General features: G+C 27.8%; 17 protein-coding genes. 3 read left to right on the top strand and 14 right to left on the bottom strand.

Features of this window, described 5'->3' with window-relative positions; translation table 11 throughout:
• Position 1 precedes the first annotated feature (1 nt).
• The 9 genes from JAHGCCOI_RS02065 to alaS form a co-directional block, all read right to left on the bottom strand.
• Positions 2–217 carry a YneF family protein gene (locus tag JAHGCCOI_RS02065; protein WP_042068302.1) on the bottom strand — a complete coding sequence of 72 codons (216 nt, stop codon included), beginning with the start codon at positions 215–217 and terminating at the stop codon, positions 2–4.
• Positions 218–271: 54 nt separating this feature from the next.
• Positions 272–832, bottom strand: coding sequence for a 16S rRNA (guanine(966)-N(2))-methyltransferase RsmD (rsmD, locus tag JAHGCCOI_RS02060; RefSeq protein WP_212509046.1), 561 nt, complete (start codon positions 830–832; stop codon positions 272–274).
• Complete coding sequence (gene yqeK, locus JAHGCCOI_RS02055) at positions 829–1,407, bottom strand: bis(5'-nucleosyl)-tetraphosphatase (symmetrical) YqeK (RefSeq protein WP_227806968.1); 579 nt, start codon at positions 1,405–1,407, stop codon at positions 829–831. Before yqeK ends, rsmD begins: the two co-directional genes overlap by 4 nt.
• A 7-nt stretch (positions 1,408–1,414) precedes the next feature.
• A complete protein-coding gene (locus JAHGCCOI_RS02050; RefSeq protein ID WP_227806969.1) occupies positions 1,415–1,984 on the bottom strand; it encodes a YqeG family HAD IIIA-type phosphatase in 570 nt (189 codons plus the stop codon).
• A complete protein-coding gene (gene greA / locus JAHGCCOI_RS02045) occupies positions 1,974–2,444 on the bottom strand; it encodes a transcription elongation factor GreA (protein WP_212509049.1) in 471 nt (156 codons plus the stop codon). Before greA ends, JAHGCCOI_RS02050 begins: the two co-directional genes overlap by 11 nt.
• A 52-nt stretch (positions 2,445–2,496) precedes the next feature.
• Entirely contained in the window at positions 2,497–3,081 is a 585-nt protein-coding gene (locus JAHGCCOI_RS02040) for an O-methyltransferase (RefSeq protein WP_479491877.1), read from the bottom strand.
• Between the two features lies 1 nt (position 3,082).
• Entirely contained in the window at positions 3,083–3,538 is a 456-nt protein-coding gene (gene ruvX / locus JAHGCCOI_RS02035) for a Holliday junction resolvase RuvX (protein WP_227806972.1), read from the bottom strand.
• Positions 3,532–3,774 carry a hypothetical protein gene (locus JAHGCCOI_RS02030; protein WP_479491876.1) on the bottom strand — a complete coding sequence of 81 codons (243 nt, stop codon included), beginning with the start codon at positions 3,772–3,774 and terminating at the stop codon, positions 3,532–3,534. Before JAHGCCOI_RS02030 ends, ruvX begins: the two co-directional genes overlap by 7 nt.
• Before the next feature lie 72 nt (positions 3,775–3,846).
• Positions 3,847–6,441, bottom strand: a complete 2,595-nt coding sequence (alaS, locus tag JAHGCCOI_RS02025) for an alanine--tRNA ligase (protein WP_479491875.1) — start codon at positions 6,439–6,441, stop codon at positions 3,847–3,849.
• Positions 6,442–7,011: 570 nt separating this feature from the next.
• Between alaS and JAHGCCOI_RS02020 the strand changes: the two genes are divergently transcribed.
• Positions 7,012–8,271 (top strand): methyltransferase domain-containing protein, encoded by a 1,260-nt coding sequence (locus tag JAHGCCOI_RS02020; RefSeq protein ID WP_479491874.1) that lies wholly within the window; start codon positions 7,012–7,014, stop codon positions 8,269–8,271.
• 70 nt (positions 8,272–8,341) lie between these two features.
• Here the strand turns inward: JAHGCCOI_RS02020 and JAHGCCOI_RS02015 are convergent, their stop codons facing one another.
• The 3 genes from JAHGCCOI_RS02015 to JAHGCCOI_RS02005 form a co-directional block, all read right to left on the bottom strand.
• Complete coding sequence (locus JAHGCCOI_RS02015; protein WP_479491873.1) at positions 8,342–9,595, bottom strand: AAA family ATPase; 1,254 nt, start codon at positions 9,593–9,595, stop codon at positions 8,342–8,344.
• A 145-nt stretch (positions 9,596–9,740) separates the two neighbouring features.
• Positions 9,741–10,424: an ECF transporter S component gene (locus JAHGCCOI_RS02010; protein WP_042068183.1), complete on the bottom strand. Its 684-nt coding sequence runs from the start codon at positions 10,422–10,424 to the stop codon at positions 9,741–9,743.
• 125 nt (positions 10,425–10,549) lie between these two features.
• The gene (locus tag JAHGCCOI_RS02005) at positions 10,550–11,566 is read right to left on the bottom strand and encodes a lipoate--protein ligase (protein ID WP_479491872.1); all 1,017 of its coding nucleotides are present in this window, start codon (positions 11,564–11,566) and stop codon (positions 10,550–10,552) included.
• A gap of 842 nt (positions 11,567–12,408) precedes the next feature.
• Between JAHGCCOI_RS02005 and JAHGCCOI_RS02000 the strand changes: the two genes are divergently transcribed.
• Entirely contained in the window at positions 12,409–12,789 is a 381-nt protein-coding gene (locus JAHGCCOI_RS02000; RefSeq protein ID WP_479491871.1) for a hypothetical protein, read from the top strand.
• Between the two features lie 77 nt (positions 12,790–12,866).
• A complete protein-coding gene (locus JAHGCCOI_RS01995) occupies positions 12,867–13,040 on the top strand; it encodes a hypothetical protein (RefSeq protein ID WP_212509062.1) in 174 nt (57 codons plus the stop codon).
• A gap of 45 nt (positions 13,041–13,085) precedes the next feature.
• Here JAHGCCOI_RS01995 and uvrB read toward each other — a convergent pair whose 3' ends face one another.
• Entirely contained in the window at positions 13,086–15,104 is a 2,019-nt protein-coding gene (gene uvrB / locus JAHGCCOI_RS01990; RefSeq protein ID WP_479491870.1) for an excinuclease ABC subunit UvrB, read from the bottom strand.
• Between the two features lie 142 nt (positions 15,105–15,246).
• Positions 15,247–17,016, bottom strand: a complete 1,770-nt coding sequence (gene uvrC, locus JAHGCCOI_RS01985) for an excinuclease ABC subunit UvrC (RefSeq protein ID WP_479491869.1) — start codon at positions 17,014–17,016, stop codon at positions 15,247–15,249.
• Positions 17,017–17,146 lie beyond the last annotated feature (130 nt).

Genomic DNA, 17,146 nt, shown 5'->3' with positions numbered 1-17,146 from the left:
TTTATTTGCCTTGTTTCATGCTGTTCATAATTTGACGAATTTGTTTTTCAGAAGGGGTACGACCCATTTGGCGAAACATTTCTTTGATTTGTTTTTCACTGATGGGAGGATTTTGTTGTAAATGTTTTTTAAACCAACGAAACATTAAAAAAGCTCCTAAAACCCCGCCTAATAAAAATCCTATAATTGGATTTACATATAACCAAATATTGTTCATTTTGAACTCCTTTTTTCTTTTTCTTTTTTTGTTTTTTCTTTCCTTGGTGAAAGTCTAAATTTTTTGATAAAATTGAATTTTTTTATTACCGTATTGTTTTTCTTTTTGTAAAACAAATTCTTTAATTTGTGTAGGCAAAACAATTTTGCGATGTAATTCACAAATAATAATGCTATTTTGATGTGTTAATTTGTCTAAATATTCAAAAGCAGGTAAATAAAAATCTTTAAAATAAGGAGGGTCTAAAATAATAAAATCAAAAATCAAGTTAGCTTTTTGGAATTTTTTTAAAGCTTGAATAAAATGACCACAAAAAATAATGCTTTGTTCTAAATCCAGTTTTAATTTTTGGTGGTTTTCTTTTAAGGTTTGAAAAGCTTTTAATGAAGCATCCACAAAATAGGCTTGTTTAGCATCTCTGCTTAAAGCCTCAAAACCATAAGAACCGTTGCCTGAAAATAAATCTAAAAAGATTTTGTTTTGGACTGAGGCTCCCAAAGTATTAAAAAGAGATTCTTTGACCAAAGAGCTAGTGGCTTTGGTGTGAGGTGATGGCACTAGTTTGATTTTGTGTCCTTTGAATTTTCCTCCGATGATAATTGTTGTCTTTGTCATGAAAATATTTTTCTTTTGATGGAGTTTTTCAAAGAGGATAAAATTTCTTGGTAATTGTAAGGCAAAGGGGATCCTTTTTGGCTGAAATAATCAAAATTACTTTTAAGAAGTTCATATACGGCTTGATTGAGGTTAAAGTAGGCTAGCTTTTGAAAATATTTTATTTGGGAAAAATTTCGTTGAGGTTCTAATTTGTCACTTAACAATACAATTTTATCGCAATAATTCATTTTTTTATCACCCCAAACATGTTTTTTGATGGCATTAAGAATAGTGACATTTGTGATGCCAAATTCTTTTTTTAAGATGTTTGCAGCAGATAGAGCGTGAAAAATAGCAGGCGTTTTGCTGTATTTTTGGATATTGGCTTGAGTAAGATAGGGTTTTTGTTGTTCTAAGGTGTCGTTTTTGGTGTAATCATGAAATAAAGCTGCAATTTGAATAGGCAACAAAGGTTTGTTATAATGTCTTGCCATTTTGGTAGCAGTGCGATAAACTCTTATAGTGTGTTCTAACCGCAAAGGATAGTTTTTTAATTTATTTTCGACAGCTTGACGAATTTTGTGTAACAACATATTATTTTCATTTTTCTTCAAAGTCTTGAAATTTTTCTTTCCAAAGGTGATAATCTTGTTTTTTGAGATTGGTTAAAAACTTTTTTTCACGATAAAAACGATTGAATTTGGTAAACGCGCTTTCTTGAAAGCGATTTAGGGGTTTTACCAATAAAGAACAAAAACCTGCTTGATTAGCTCCTTTGATATCTGTTTGAAGTTGGTCTCCTATCATCAACATTTGTGTGGGTTCCAATTTGAGAAGTTGGCATGCTTTTTGAAAAGCTGTAGGGGATGGTTTTTTGTTTAATAAATTTAAATATATAAAAGTAAAATCATTTTTTAAAACTTTGTGGAGGCGTTTTTTAGAGGCATTAGAAAGAATAACGACTTTGAAAATAAGAGATAATTTAGTTAAAAGGTTTTTAATTTGTTCATCTAAAATATCTTTGTTACATTCAATTAAAGTATTGTCTAGATCAAAAATTAACGCTTTAATGCCTTGTTTTTGAAACAACTCAAAAGGAATTTGCAAGACACAAGGAAAATAGTGTTGAGGGATGAAAAGTTTGTTGGGGCAAGTCATTTTATTGGACATCTACAATTTTGACTCTAAAAGTGTTTCCAGTTTCGCCGGTAACAAAAACAACATCTCCTATTTGGTGCCCTTTGATATTTTGTCCTAAAGGAGATTCAATCGAAATTTTGTTGGTAAAAGGATCTGCTTCCAAGGTGCTTACTAATTCAATTTCTTGTTGTTGCTTGGTGTGTAAAAGCTCCAAAGATACTTTTTTGCCAATACTTACTTCTCTTTCTTTGGAAACTTTAACTACGCGGGCATTTTTTAAAATATTTTGGATTTCTGAGATGCGATGTTCTATTAAAGCTTGTTCGTTTCTAGCAGCATCATAATCAGCGTTTTCGGATAAATCTCCTTGTTCGCGCGCTTCTTTTAAAGCTTCTAAATTTTCTTTTCTTTTAACTTCTTTTAAAAAAGTTAATTCTTTTTTTAATTTTTCTATTCCTGATTGGGTAAGTTCATAAATTTTATTATTCATAAATAAAAGACCTTCTTTTTTTATTTTTTGATGGTTTTTCAAAATTCCTAAATTATTTTTTGAGATAAGAAATAATCAACCCATCACCTACATCTTGAAAAGTGGTGCAAAAATCTGGGTGATTTGTTAAAAAAGTTTGAAAATTATGCATTTTTTTGAAAATTCCTTGATTATTTTTAGTCGTTTTGGCTTTTTTAAAACAACTTAAATTAAGGTTATCAAAAACGATAATACCTTGTTTTTTGAGTAAAGGAGCATATTTGCAAAATAACTTTTGATATTGGGCTTTGGCAGCATCAATAAAAATTAAATCATATTTTTTTAAATTGCAAGTAGGATAAATTAACGCCTCTGCCCAAATGACATTTATGTGATAGGGAGTTTCTTTTAAAAAGTTTTTAGATAAATTATAATTTATAAAATCTCTTTCTAAAGTATCAATTTTAGTGCTAAGAGAGCTCATAGCCAAAGCGCTATATCCAATGGCAGTTCCGATTTCTAAAATATTTGTGATTTTGTTTTGTGAAATTACATCAAGTAACAAAGCTAATCCTTGGTCTTGGATAATGGGGATTTTGTTTTCTTGGGCGTATTTTTTTAATTTTTGTAAGTTTTTTTCTTTGTTAAAATCAAACATTTCAATGCTCTTTGTTTGGGTGTAATTTGATATAATCGAGATAATTTTGTAAAATGATGGTTGCTGCAATTTCGTCTTTCATTTGTAAAATTTTGCCCTTTTTTTTGTTATTGGTTTTTAACATTTGGATTGCTTGTACGGTAGATAAACGTTCATCCCATAAAATTACTTTTACTTGCTCAAACTTGTTTTCTAGCGTTTTTTTAAAATCACTACTTATTTTGGCTTTAATTCCTATGTCGTTGTTCATGTGTTTGGGGTATCCCAAAACAATTGTTTTAATTTGATATTGAGAAATGATTTCTTGTAAAGGTGCAATCAATCGATCGTATTTGTGGGTGGCAAAAAAAATAGTTTTGAGGTTTTGGGCAATAATTCCTGTTTGTGATAAAGCGATTCCTAAAGTTTTTTCACCTAAATCCAACCCCAAAGATGCATTATTTTGGCAGTTTAACATAATAAAACATTCTCATTTTTCAAAAAATGGTTTGAATGATAAAAATTATTCTTTTTTTCTTGGTTTTGGTTCAACTTCATTTTATCAATTTTTTTGTGTTTTTGGGCAAATAATTTTATTAATAATTGTTTAAAAGATTTGAAAAATAGTGGTTTTGGGGTTTTAAAAAGGTTTAATTTTAATTTTTCTTCCGCTTTGATTATTTTTTTCTTTTTTATTTTGTTTTTTTTTGTCATTTCGAACACCTTTTAACAATTTTTAGGAATTTTTTCCTTGAGGATTTTTTTATTATAAATTTTTTAAACAGTTTAATTTATTTCTAATTTGGTTTTTACAAAATTAAGCACTTGTTCTAAATTTTTAGTTTTTTTGGTGCCCCCTTGAGCTAAACTAGCATTGCCACCACCAGAACCACAAACCAAGGATACAGCTTCTTTAATCAAATTACCTGCATGTAGAGTTTTGCTTTTGCATAAAAAAACAATTTTTTCAGGTTGCACATAAGATAAAAATAAAACTTCTAAATGGTATTTATCAAAAATATGATTCATAAAAAATTTGAGAACTTCTAAAGGTTTTTCTTCTTCAATGGTTAACATAATTTTTTTGGTAATTTGTGGTGGTAAAAAATTAGATTCTGCTTGTACCATATTTTTTTGATGATATTCTAAAACTTTTTTTTCAAAAAGAACTAAGGCTTGTTGTTGTGCTTTGATATGTTTTTGATAATTGAGAATATCTTGATAACTTTGGGTTATTGGAGGAAAATTTTTAACATCAAAAATGAGGTTTTGCGTTTGTAAGAATTTTGCTTTTTGGGTTAGTTGGTGCAAGTCGTTTTGGTAAGGAACTAATTTGGCGTTGAGGCTTTCTTGGCAATTGTTATTACAAACTGCCTCAATGCGGTAGATACCAGAGCTAATGCTGTCGCATGACAAAATAGTAAAATGTTCTAAATCTTTAGTATTTGTGGCATGTGTTCCTCCGCATAAATCCACTGAAAAAGTATCAATACTTACGATTCTTACTTTGTCTTTGTATTTGGCTTTTTGATTTTGTTCTAGAAGAGTGGCGTATTTTTTTTGGGCGTCTGGGATTGAAAGTTGTTCAATTTTGACTGGAACACTTTTTTGAATTAGTTGGTTTACTTCTTTTTCTATTTGTAATAAAGTTTGGGGAGTAATTTTTTCAAAATGATTAAAATCATAACGTAAAGAGCTAAATCCCACTGATGAACCTTGTTTTTTGAGGTGGCTGCCTAATTGTTTTTGCAAAACTGCTTCTAAAAGATGTGTTGCTGTGTGATGATAAGAAATTTGATTGCGTTTAGTCTTTTCAATGCAGGCATAAACTTCTTGACCTTCGCAAAAGTTGCCTTGAACTTCGTGCAAAATTTGTCCGTTTGGTAGTTTAATTATTTTGGTAACTTTGGTGTTGTCAATCCAACCTTCATCTTCTATTTGTCCTCCCATATTAGCATAAAAAGGTGTTTTTTCAAGCACTATTCCTTTGTCAAAAACTTTGATTACTTTGGTTTTGCAAGTAAAATTTGTATAACCTATAAATTCGCTGGGAGTTAAAAATTGGAGAAATGCTTCTTCTTGCTTATTCATGTGTGTTTGCGATGTTTGATTTTGTTTACTTAAATTTTGGTGGTCGTGGAGTAATTCTTGGAATTTTTGGTAGTCTGTTGTAATGTTTTTCTTTTTAGCATAATCCAAAATTAAATCTTCAGGAATGCCGTAAGTGTCGTATAATTTGAAAAAGTTTTGTCCTGATAAAGTGTTTTGGGTGAGATGTTGTAAAAAAGTTTTTTCGGCAGTTTTGAGAGTTTGTTCAAAAATATTTTCTTGTTGCAATAGCACTTTGGCAATCATTTCTTGGTTGGTGCATAGTTCTTTGTAAAAATCTTTCATCATTGCAACTGTTGGAGGCACTAATTGATGTAAAAAAGGCTTGTCTAAACCTAGTTTTTTGCCTTCGTTAGCAGCTCTTCGTAATAATTTTTTTAAGACATAGCCCCTTTTTTCGTTAGTGAGGACTGCTCCGTCATTGATTGCGAAAACCAAAGTTTTTAAGTGATCTGCAATAATTTTAAAACTTTCTTGTCCTGTGTATTTGATTTGTGTCATTTTTTCCAAAGCTTTTATTAAAGGAAAGAAAAGGTCTGTTTCAAAATTGGTTTTGGTGTTTTGCAAAATACAGGCTAAACGTTCTAAACCAGCCCCAGTATCAATGTTTTTGCTTGGTAGTTCTTGATATTTTTCGATAGGTAATTTAGGGTCGCAATTATATTGAGAAAAAACAATATTCCAAATTTCGATAAAGCGGTCGTTTTCTAAATCTTGGATAATTAGTTCTTTGTTGCGAGGGTCAAAAGTTTTTCCTCTGTCAAAAAAAATCTCGGTGCAAGGACCAGAAGGACCAGGACCTATTTGCCAAAAATTGCTCTTTAAAGGAATAAGGTGGTTTTTTTCTACTCCTAAGTCAAGCCAATATTGATAAGTATCTTGGTCTTGAAAAAAATAAGTGATGTAGAGTTTTTCTAAGGGAAAAGCAAACCATTTAGGCGAAGTTAACAACTCAAAGGCGTAGTGGATAGCTTCTTTTTTAAAATAATTTCCGATAGAAAAATTGCCTAACATTTCAAAAAAAGTATGATGGCGCGAGGTTTTTCCTACGTTTTTGATGTCGTTGGTACGAATACATTTTTGCACGTTAGTAATGCGTCTAAAAGGAGGTGTTTGTGTGCCATCAAAATATTTTTTTAAAGGGGTAATGCCTGCATTAACCCATAATAAGTTAGCTTCGTTTCGTGGTATCAAAGAAGATGATTTTGCGATGTGATGGTTTTTGCTTGCAAAAAATTTGAGCCAGATTTGTCTAATTTCAAAAGATGTCATTATAAAAACTCCTTTAATTGGGTGATATTTGGGGTGATATTTGATATTAATTTGGTCTTTGATTTGTTCTTTTGTGATACAAATAATAATTAGTTTATTAAAATGCGTTTTGAATTAATTTTGATTTGCGATATATAATTGATATCTAACATGTGTATAAAATTAAAAAACCGATCAAACTTAATTTTAACATTTTTTTATGGCTTTTCGTTATTTTTTTGCATTTTTTCGTTATTTTTTTGACTTATTTTGGTTTTGCAAAAGCTAAAAATATTATTTTTTAATTGTTGATAATTATAAAAAGGATTGTTTTAAAAAATGATATAATTTAATTGTTGTTTTAAAATAACAAAATAATTTTAATTTAACATTTTTTATTAATTTATTTCGATTTTTTATTAATTTAATTTTTTTCTTTTTTGAGTCAAAAACAAATAATTATAATCATCCAAAAAACAAAAAGTGAAAGTATCAAAAGTGAAAATCACATCTTTTTACAAATTTTTTAATTCTTCATTTTTTTCAATTTATTTTATTAAAATTAAAAAAAATTTAAGCTCGTTATTGTTAGTGATTTTTTCTTCAATAATTTTAATTTTGGGGCTTTTTGATAGTTGTTTGCAAACGCATCTAGACTCATTTGCTTATTGTAAAAATATTTTTCATTATACAAGACAAAGTATTTTTTTAATTTTGGTAGTTGCAATAATTGCTTTAACTAAATATAGAACTACTAAATTTTATCAAATATTAAGTTTTGTTACTTTGGTAAATATTTTAATTATAAGTTTGGTTTTTTGTGATTTTATTGAAGACCACAAACAGCATTTTATTTCTGCAAATTGGCAAATGCAGCTAATTCCTTATTATTTGCAATATGTTTTTGCCCCTTTGATTTATTGTTTTTATGTGTGGAAACAACCAATTACTTTTTTGGGTTGGAAAAAAGTATGGATAGTTTTTGTTCATCCTTTTTGCTATTTTTTGTTATCTGCTATTATTTTTGGTTTTAAAGCGGATTTGAAATCGCATTTTATTAATCCTTATTACCAAAACAATTTAACAGTAGCTTATTTTAAACTTTTTGTCTCTTTTTTGCTTTTGGCAATGGGTTTAATCGGAGTGCAAAAAATAAAAATTCATCCTTTTTATAAAGGTGCACTTTTAGTGCTAGGAGCATTTTTGATTTGTGTTATTCCTAGGGAAACAAGTGATTGGAATCATGCCAAAGAATTGGTGTTTTACCCTCAACAAATGGGTTCTTCTCTTTTTCCTGAATCACAAGATATTGCTAAACAATTAAGTAATTTAGTGCTTGAATTTGAAGAAAAACAAGACACAGGTTTAAAAACAGGTGAAAAAATTTTGGAACTAGGAGCAGGCAGTGGTAATGTTACTAAATATTTAGTACAAAAGTTTGGAGCCCAAAATGTTATTGCTTTGGAATATGATAAAGAATTATGTAATGTTTTGAGAAATAAATTTCCAGGTTTAACAGTTATCGAAGGAGATGCTTGTAATTTTATTGAATTGTTAAAGAAGCAAATTGATGAAACTCAAATAAAACAAATAAAAGGGATAGTATCTACTTTGCCTTTGAGTATTTTTTCCCAAGAACAATTGCAAGAACTAAATAAAAACCTTGCCACAGTAATTAAACAAAATAAGATTAGGTTTGTTGAATATCGCTTTTTGCTATTTTTACGTGAAAAACACATTATTGGAGATGGTGTAGAAGAAATTCAAGATACTAAAAATCAAATTTTTGTTTCTAGTGCAATTTTACCAACCAAAGTTTTTATTTTTGCTGCTACTGATGTTACAAAATAATATCATTTTATAAAATAAAAAGTTAACTTATTTTAAGTTAACTTTTTTATATTTTAGGGATTTGGCAATATTAATTTAATATGCGTTTAATTGCTTGTTCTAAAAAATGTTTATCGATTTGGTCTTTGTTATTTCTGATAGCCAAAATTAAAGCCTCATTGAGAATGGCTGCAAGTTGGGCACCTGATGCACCTTCAGTAATTAAAGCTAATTTGTAAAAATCAACATCCAAAGAAATATTTTTATTTTTAGCATGAACTTTTAGAATAGCTTCTCTAGCTTTTAGATTAGGTAAATTAATTTTGATTTTACGGTCAAATCTACCTGGACGAATCAAAGCAGGATCTAGCATATCTATTCTATTAGTAGCAGCAATAATGATGATTTGTGAAAGTTTAAAAAAACCATCCATTTCTAATAAAAGTTGGTTTAGGGATTGGTCGTGTTCTCGTGATTCTATGATGGAGTTGTTTTTTCTTTTTGCTCCTAAAGCATCTATTTCATCAATAAAAATAATGCAAGGAGTAGTTCTTTTGGCTTTTTGAAATAAATCTCTTATTCTAGAAGCTCCAACGCCTACATAAACTTCGACAAATTCAGAACCAGAAACAGCATAAAAAGGAGTTTTGACCTCATTAGCTAATACTTTTGCAAGTAAGGTTTTTCCTGTTCCTGGAGGTCCTTCTAATAATACTCCTTTAGGAATTGTAAAGCCCATTTTATGATATTTTTGAGGATGTTTTAAGAAATCTATTAATTCTTGGATTTCTTTTTTTTCTTCTTCAAGACCTGCTACATCTGCAAAAGTTATTTTGTCTTTGGAAGAATCAATGTTTGTATTAAATTTATTTATTTTGTTTGATAACATTTGTTTAAGATGAATTAAAATATAAAATCCAAAAATAAAAGAAACAAGATAACTTATAAATTTGAAATATAATTCTAAAAAATTAAATTGGATATTTTCTTTGACTTCTACCAAAACATCTTTATATGAATAAAAAGCATATACTAAATAATCATAATTGGAGGCTGCCATTTTACAATAATATTTTTGATTATCAAAACTTTCTGCTTGGATTAAATAATGTTCTTTGTTCCAAATGCTGTATTGGCTTTTATAAGTATAATGAATTTTTTTAATTTCGTTGACTTTAAATTTTGCAAATAGTTCGTATATATTTATTAAAGAAGCGTTTTTTAATTGATTTTTTTCTATCCAAAAATATGATAATTCTAGACTAATTAAAAATAATAAAATTAAAGATAATGGCAAAATAAAGCAGATAATAATTTTGTTTTTTTTAAAAAGTTTGAAAAACACTAAGTAAGTCTCCATGATGAAATTTATAAAAGAAAAGGTTATAAAAAAATTATTTTAATTAAATTTGTGTGTAATTAAATTAATAAAAGTGAATAGCGCACAAAAATTTATGTTATTTGGGTTTGAAAAAAAGATTTTCCAAAATTTAATTTTCCTTGGAAAAACCATATAAAAACTCCATATTATCTTTAAGACGTAAATTAATTAAATAAAATAAAGCTCCTATGATGGTATTACTTACAATAACTGATGAAAAACTATAAATAAGATTAAGCGACCAAGAATAAGAAGGACTTGGGATGAACCACTTTAAAAAGGTTTTTTTGGCAAAGTTTTCTTGTAATAAATTAATAAATAAAATGCTTGAAATAATTTGAACTACACTAATTAATACTAAAGTTATTATAATAGGTGTTTTTTTGGTGAGATGATTTAAGTTTTTTTGATAAAATAAGCCCGAAAAAGAGCAGACAATATAGGGAAGAAAAAATCTGTAAAGGAAAATAAGGGCTTTGCTTGCATGTTCGTTTTCGTGGTCATGACTATGATTATGATTTTCGTGTGTATGGTGTAATAACACTTCCATAAAAGAAAATTCCAAAACATAATGAATTAAAAGATAAAATAAACTCGCCCAAAATCCGTATTTAGGTCCAAAAAGATAACCTATTAAAATGATAAAAATTAATTCAATGCGAAAAAAAGCATAATTGCAAGGGATTGTTGCATTAATAGTATAACGAGAAAGAAGTTCCAAACCAAAAGCCAAAAATAATAAGAAAGAAATGGCAATGATTTTTCTTAAAACATTTTTTTGATTATTTAACATAAATATACCTTCGATTTTATTTTCATATTTTATTTTGCTAGTTTTTTGTGTAGTTTTTTCGTTGTTTATCTTTTTTTTGATAGTCTATATAAAAATTTTTCAATTTAGAACTATTTTAGTAATTGCTAATAATTTAAATTTTTAAGTTTTTCTTCTAAAATACCTTCTTTAAGTAAGCTTAAAAAATCATCATTAGTAGCATCCAAAATATAAAAACCGATGTTTGTTTTTTCCAAAACTTCTTGTATTTTTTCATTTTGATAAGTTATTCCTTCAAAAAGTTTGCTAAATTGTTCTAAATTATCTTCTTTGTGAAAAAAATCTCCAATCAAAGTCATTTTTTCAATTAAACCAAATCTAATATCTAAAAAAATTTCTAATCCTCCCCAAGAAAAACGTTTTTTAAGTATTTTGGTGTGATGGGGTTGGGTTAAGAATAAAAATTCATTGGAAGCAAATTGGAGAGAATCTTTTTCTATTGATTTTATTTCTTGGTCACTAAGTACATAAGTTTGGTCAGTTAAAGCCTCAGTTAAATACTGCATTAACTTTTCTTGTGACATATCTGGAAGATAGCCTTTGAGGTTAGTTACTCGGGAACGTACACTTGCAATTCCTTTAGAAATTAATTTTTGGTCGTTTGGAGTAATTGTGTTTATCATAGTTTGAAAATCGCAATTATAAAGAAGTGTTCCATGAGTTACCATGCCATTTTGGTTTTGCATAAAGGCATTTCCAGAAATTTTTTTGCCTTCTAGTAAAATGTCGTTTCTGCCACTAAATTCAACATTAAGTCCTAATTTTTGTAATGCAACGACAATTTTAGCTAAAAAAGGTTTAAAACTGAAATTTTTTTCTTTTTTGGCAATAATGCTAAAAAGAGGAGTTTGAGGATCATTATAAACACATCCTCCGCCAGTAGGTCTTCTAAATAAAGGAATTTTATGTTCTTTGAGGTAATCTAAATTAACTTCGTTTTCAATTATTTGATTTTTCCCAACTACAACTCCTTTGATTTTCCAAATAAAAAAGAAGCTTTTTTCAGGGTTTTGCTTTAATAAATGATTAAGGGCGTATTGTTCTAGGGCGTAATAAAAATAAGGTTTAAGGTCGCAGATACGATTAATTTGAATCAAAATCATAATAAAATCCCCTTTTAATAATATTTTAATAATATTATTAAAATATTATAAATGTTTTTTCCAGTAATATTATATCATTTATCAGTTATGTAGACTCATATTAATTTTTTTTGCCTTTTTTCTCTAACTCCAAAATCAAATCATTTAAATTTTTTCCCTCTATTTTCCCCCAAAACTAAATTATAAATTATAGATTAAAAAAACATAATTTTTGCCATTTATAAATGTTATTTTAGTCAAAAAAATATAAATTTATCCAAAATTAGAACTGCTATAAATTAAATAAAATTATTGAGAGGCTCAAAAAGCCTCTTTTTTTAATATATAAAATTGCAATGAAAACACTCATGATCTACAGATTAGTGAGCAAAAAAATTGTTTTTTTGTGATAAAATGATATTGATAGCAGTTTTTTATTTTTAAATTGCTTTTAAAAAATTTTTAAAATAAAGGGGGTCATTTATCATAAAAAAATAATAGTGTAGATTTTTCCATTTTAGTAATATTTATTTTATTTCTTATTTCGTTTTTTATTCTTTTTTTATTTCGTTATTTTTTAAGTTTTTTTGCGTATTTGTATATTTGTATATTTTTTTATTTATTTTGTAAAGTTTTTAAAATTATCAAATATTTAATTATAAGTGTTTGGGATACATCGAGGTTTTGCTTTCTAATAATCACCCATTTTTTATTTTTTTAAAAAAGAAGTTTTTTTAATTATGTTTTTAACCCAAGTTATTTTTTATAATAATTTTAACAACATTAATAATAATAATATTTAATAACAAAACAAAGATAATCATTAGCAAAAAAAATAATATGATAGGAGAAAAACATTGCAAATGAATAATTCAAGCAAACAATCTAAACCATTTAATAATTTAAAATTATCTAAATTTTATTTTTTATTAGTTTTTTCAACTTTCTTTTTTATACTTTTTTTTAATTTAGCTACACAAGTGAAGACTTTTGCAGATGATAAAAAAACTAATTTACAAATTCAATCAGCAACAAGAAACGAAAACCAAGTTACCAATTCAGAAACTAAAAACACCGATAACAATGATAACAATAACACCGAAACCAAAGTTAACGATGATAACAAAGGTAATAATTCAGGAACTAAAGATAAAACTAAAAATTCTAAATTACCTCTAGTATTGACTTCTGTAGGACTAACAAGTATAGTTTTCTTACTTTTAGCCAAGAAGTTAAAAAAATAGTTGATTAATGTTATAAAACAGCTAAGGAACTTTTAACAACTAATAAAGTTTTAGTAGAAAAACTAACTAAAGCTTTAATGAAAAAAAATACCCTAAACCAAAGTGAAGTTTATGCTTTAGATGAAGAAGCTCAAACAGAAACAAAAGGAAAAGGTAAGCCAGAAAAAGAAAAACAAGCTGTTGAAAATGAAAAAGAACAAAATGAAAAAGATCAAAATACAAAAGAACAATCCACTAAATCAACTAAATAAAAAGTAAAAAGATAAAGAGCTCTTTTGTGAGCTCTTTTTTTTATTTTAATTGTTATCTTTTTTGCCTTTTTTCTCTAACTCCAAAATCAAATCTCTTAATGTAGCTGCTTTTTCAAAATCAAGGGTTTTGGCAGCTTCTTTCATCATTTTTTGTAAACGTTTAATTTCTTTATTTTTAGCTGTAATATTTGTATGTGTTTGCAACTTTTTTTGTCCCTTAACTTTACCATTTTCATTTTCATTTTGGGCACTTTCTTTTTTTTTGATTGAAATTGTTTCTAAAATAGTTTTGTTAAGAGCAGTTGGTGTTACTTTCATTGTTTCGTTGTATTGTTGTTGGATTTTTTTTCTACGATAAGTTTCTTCAATAGCAATTTGCATAGCAGGAGAAATAAAATCAGCATACATAATAGCTTTGCCTGTAATGTTTCTAGCTGCTCTTCCAATAGTTTGGATAAGGCTTCTTTCGTTTCTTAAAAAACCTTGTTTGTCAGCATCCAAAATAGCTACTAAAGCTACTTCAGGTAAGTCAAGTCCTTCCCTCAAAAGATTAACTCCCACCAAACAATCGTATTTTCCCAACCTTAGATCTTTTAAAATTTCAAGTCTTTGTAAAGATTTAATTTCACTGTGTAAATAAGCTACTTTGATGCCTAAATTTTTTAAATAAGCAGTTAGGTCCTCGCTCATATTAATAGTTAAAGTAGTTATCAAAATTCTTTGATTATTTTTAGTTTGGTGTTTAATTTCAAAGTAAAGGTCATCCATTTGGTTGTGGGTTGGTCTTATTTCAATTTCTGGATCAAGGACAAAAGTAGGTCTTATAATTTGTTCTACAATAGGGATTTTTTTAGTTAATTCATAGTTGCCAGGAGTAGCCGAAAGATAGATAACTTTATTCATTTTGGCTTGGAATTCATGGAATTTTAAAGGTCTGTTATCAAGGGCACTTGGTAGTCTGAAACCGAAATTTACTAAGTTGGTTTTACGAGAAAAATCACCAAAATACATTCCTTTAATTTGGGGAATAGTTACATGAGATTCGTCAATAATGGTTAAAAATTCATTTCCAAAAAAATCAATTAAAGTTGATGGTGCCTCGCCTTTTTCTTTGAGTGCTAAATGTCTTGAATAATTTTCAACACCATTGCAATTGCCTATTTGTTCTAACATTTCTAAATCATGTAAAGTGCGCATTTTAATTTTTTGGGCTGCTAAAAGTTGGTTAGTTTTTTCAAAATGATTAATTTGTTCCTTTAATTCTTGGCGAATTCTTTTGATACTTTCTTGTAATTTTTGGGTATTTGTAGCATATAGACTAGCAGGAAAAAGAGTAATTAATTTAAGATTCGTAATTGCTTTGCCATTTAAAACATCAAAATTTTGAATATTTTCAATTTCATTGCCAAAAAAAATAATGCGGATACCAATTTCTTTGCTAGATGAGGCAATAATTTCTATAATGTCACCTCTTACTCGAAAAGTTCCTCTTTGAAAATTAATTTCATTTCTTTGATATTTTAATTCTATTAACTTGTTAATTAATGCTTGCCTTTCGTACTTATCTCCAATTTGTAAATGTAGTGTTAATTTTTGATAATCTTTAAGGTCGCCTACTCCATAAATGCACGAAACCGAAGCAACTACAATTACATCATCGCGGTTAAGTAATGAACCTGCGGCACTATGACGCAACTGATCAATTTCATCGTTGATTTTGGAGTCTTTTTCAATGTAAGTGTCGCTTGATGCTACATATGCTTCTGGTTGGTAGTAATCATAATAAGAAATAAAATATTCTACGCGATTGTTGGGGAACATGGCTTTTAATTCGTTGTAGAGTTGTCCTGCTAATGTTTTGTTGTGAGCAATAACCAAAGTTTTTTGTTGTAAATGTTGAATAATATTTGCAATGGTAAAAGTTTTTCCAGTGCCAGTAGCTCCCAAAAGAATTTGTTCTTGTAACCCTTGTTTAAAATTATTAACCAATTTTTGAATTGCTTGGGGTTGGTCGCCACTTGGTTTTAAAGAACTTTGCAATTTAAATAAATTTGTTAAACTCATTTGTTGCTCCTTGCGTTTGTTTTTTTATTTTGGTGATTTTTTGGTTTTTAATTTCAAAATATTTAGATGGTTGTTTTTCTGTGTTCCAAAACTTTGGACAACTTTTTATAAATATTTTTAATAAATGTCTATTTACCCACTTTTATAAACTCTTTTTAATTAACAAAAACAACTTTTGATTAATTCCTATTTTTTGAAAATCTTGCAAAGTGGATTTTTTGATGGCTTCTAAATTTTCAAAATGATTTAAGATGGCTTTTTTTCTAACAGCGCCAACTCCTTTTATATTTGATAAAGTAGTTTTATAATCTAGTTTGTTTTTGGTTTTGCGGTGAAAAGCAACAGTGAAACGATGGACTTCTTCGCTTAAACTTTTTAAAAAATAAAATAAATTAGGGTTTTGTTCCAACATTAATTTTTCTTGCAAAGTTACAAGATGAGTTAATTGATGTTTGTTATTTTTTTGCAATGCTCCTAAAGGAATTTCATAGCCTAGTTTCTTTAAAGTTTTTTGGCTTTGTCTTAACTGTCCTAAACTGCCATCAACCAAAATTAAATCTGGTGAATCATTTTTAACTTCCTTGTATTTGTTATAACAACGTGTAAGTGTTTCTTCAAAAGCTTGATATTCGTTAGGAAATTTTCCTTTAATGTGAAAAGTTCGATAAAGTTTTTTGTCAAATTCAAAATGATTAAATACAATTCTTGCTGCCACAAAGGCTTGTCCAAATAGTTGAGAATTATCAAAAACATCAATTCTTTTAATATTTTTATTAAAAATAATTGCCAATTTGTCTAAGGATTCTTGGATTTTTTGGTCTTTGGATTGATAGATTAAATTATTGTTAGTTAAATCATTTTGGGAGTTTTTTAAGGCTAGCAAATAAAGTTTCTTTTTGTCTCCTTTATGAGCAATATTTACTTTGGTTTGCAAGATTTGTTCCAATAAAGTTTGGTTAGCTATCATTTGTTGCAAAATAGTTTCATCTTGGCTTTTGCCTGTAATAATTATGTCTGGTTTAAGGTTTTTTTGATAATAACAATTAAGATAAGTTAAAATGTTTTCCCACACAAAGCCCACATATGAAAAAACGCTATGATAAGAATCAACGATATTTCCTTGGCGCATTTTTAAAATTTGAATTGATATTTGGTCTTGATTAAATGCATAGGCAAAAATATCGCAATTTTTGAGTTTTTGATTGCTGATAAGTTGTTTTTTGGTAGTCTGTTTGATTGAATAGATAATATCTCGATATTCTTGGGCTTTTTCATAAAACATTTTTTCGCTAGCTGTTTGCATTAAATGGTGTAATTTTTTTAAAATATCTTTGATATTTCCTTTTAAAAATTTAGTAATTGCCTCAATGTTGGGTTTATAATTAATTGTTTTTCCTGCGCAAGCACCGAGGCATTGATTGATGTGAAAATGAAGACACGGTTTTTTTGATGCTAACGGACATCTTCTTAAAGGATACAAAAGATGCAACAATTTTAAGGTTTCTTTGGTGTTTTTAAGATTGGGATAAGGACCAAAAATTATTTTTCCTGGAGGAATTTGTTTGAATCGCGAAATTTTTAATTGTGGGTGCTTTTCTTTAGTAATTTCAATATAAGGGTAAGTTTTGTCATCCAAAAGTTTGAAATTATATTTAGGAGTGTGTTTTTTGATTAAGTTAGCTTCCAAAATTAAGGCTTCTTGTTCGTTGTTAGTAATAATGTAGAAAAAATCTTGGATTTCTTCAATTAGCATCGTTGTTTTTAAGTTGTTGCTTTTGGTAAAATAACTTTGGACGCGTTTTTTTAAATTTTTGGCTTTGCCAACATAAATGATGGTATCATTTTTGTTTTGGAAAAGATAACAACCAGGATTGGGCGGTAAAGTTTTTATTTTTTCTAAAAGAATTGACATTTTAAATTACTTCCGTTTATTGAATTGTTTTTTTGATTTTTTACCCAATTTAAGGGTGGTTTTATTTTCTGGTTTGGTTTTGGCGTTTTTTTTATTTTGCTTATTTTTATTTTGCTTCTTTTTTTATTTA

The organism is Mulberry dwarf phytoplasma (assembly GCF_056504655.1).
Note: the sequence above shows the minus strand (reverse complement) of the source record. Positions and strands in the feature narration are given on the sequence as shown.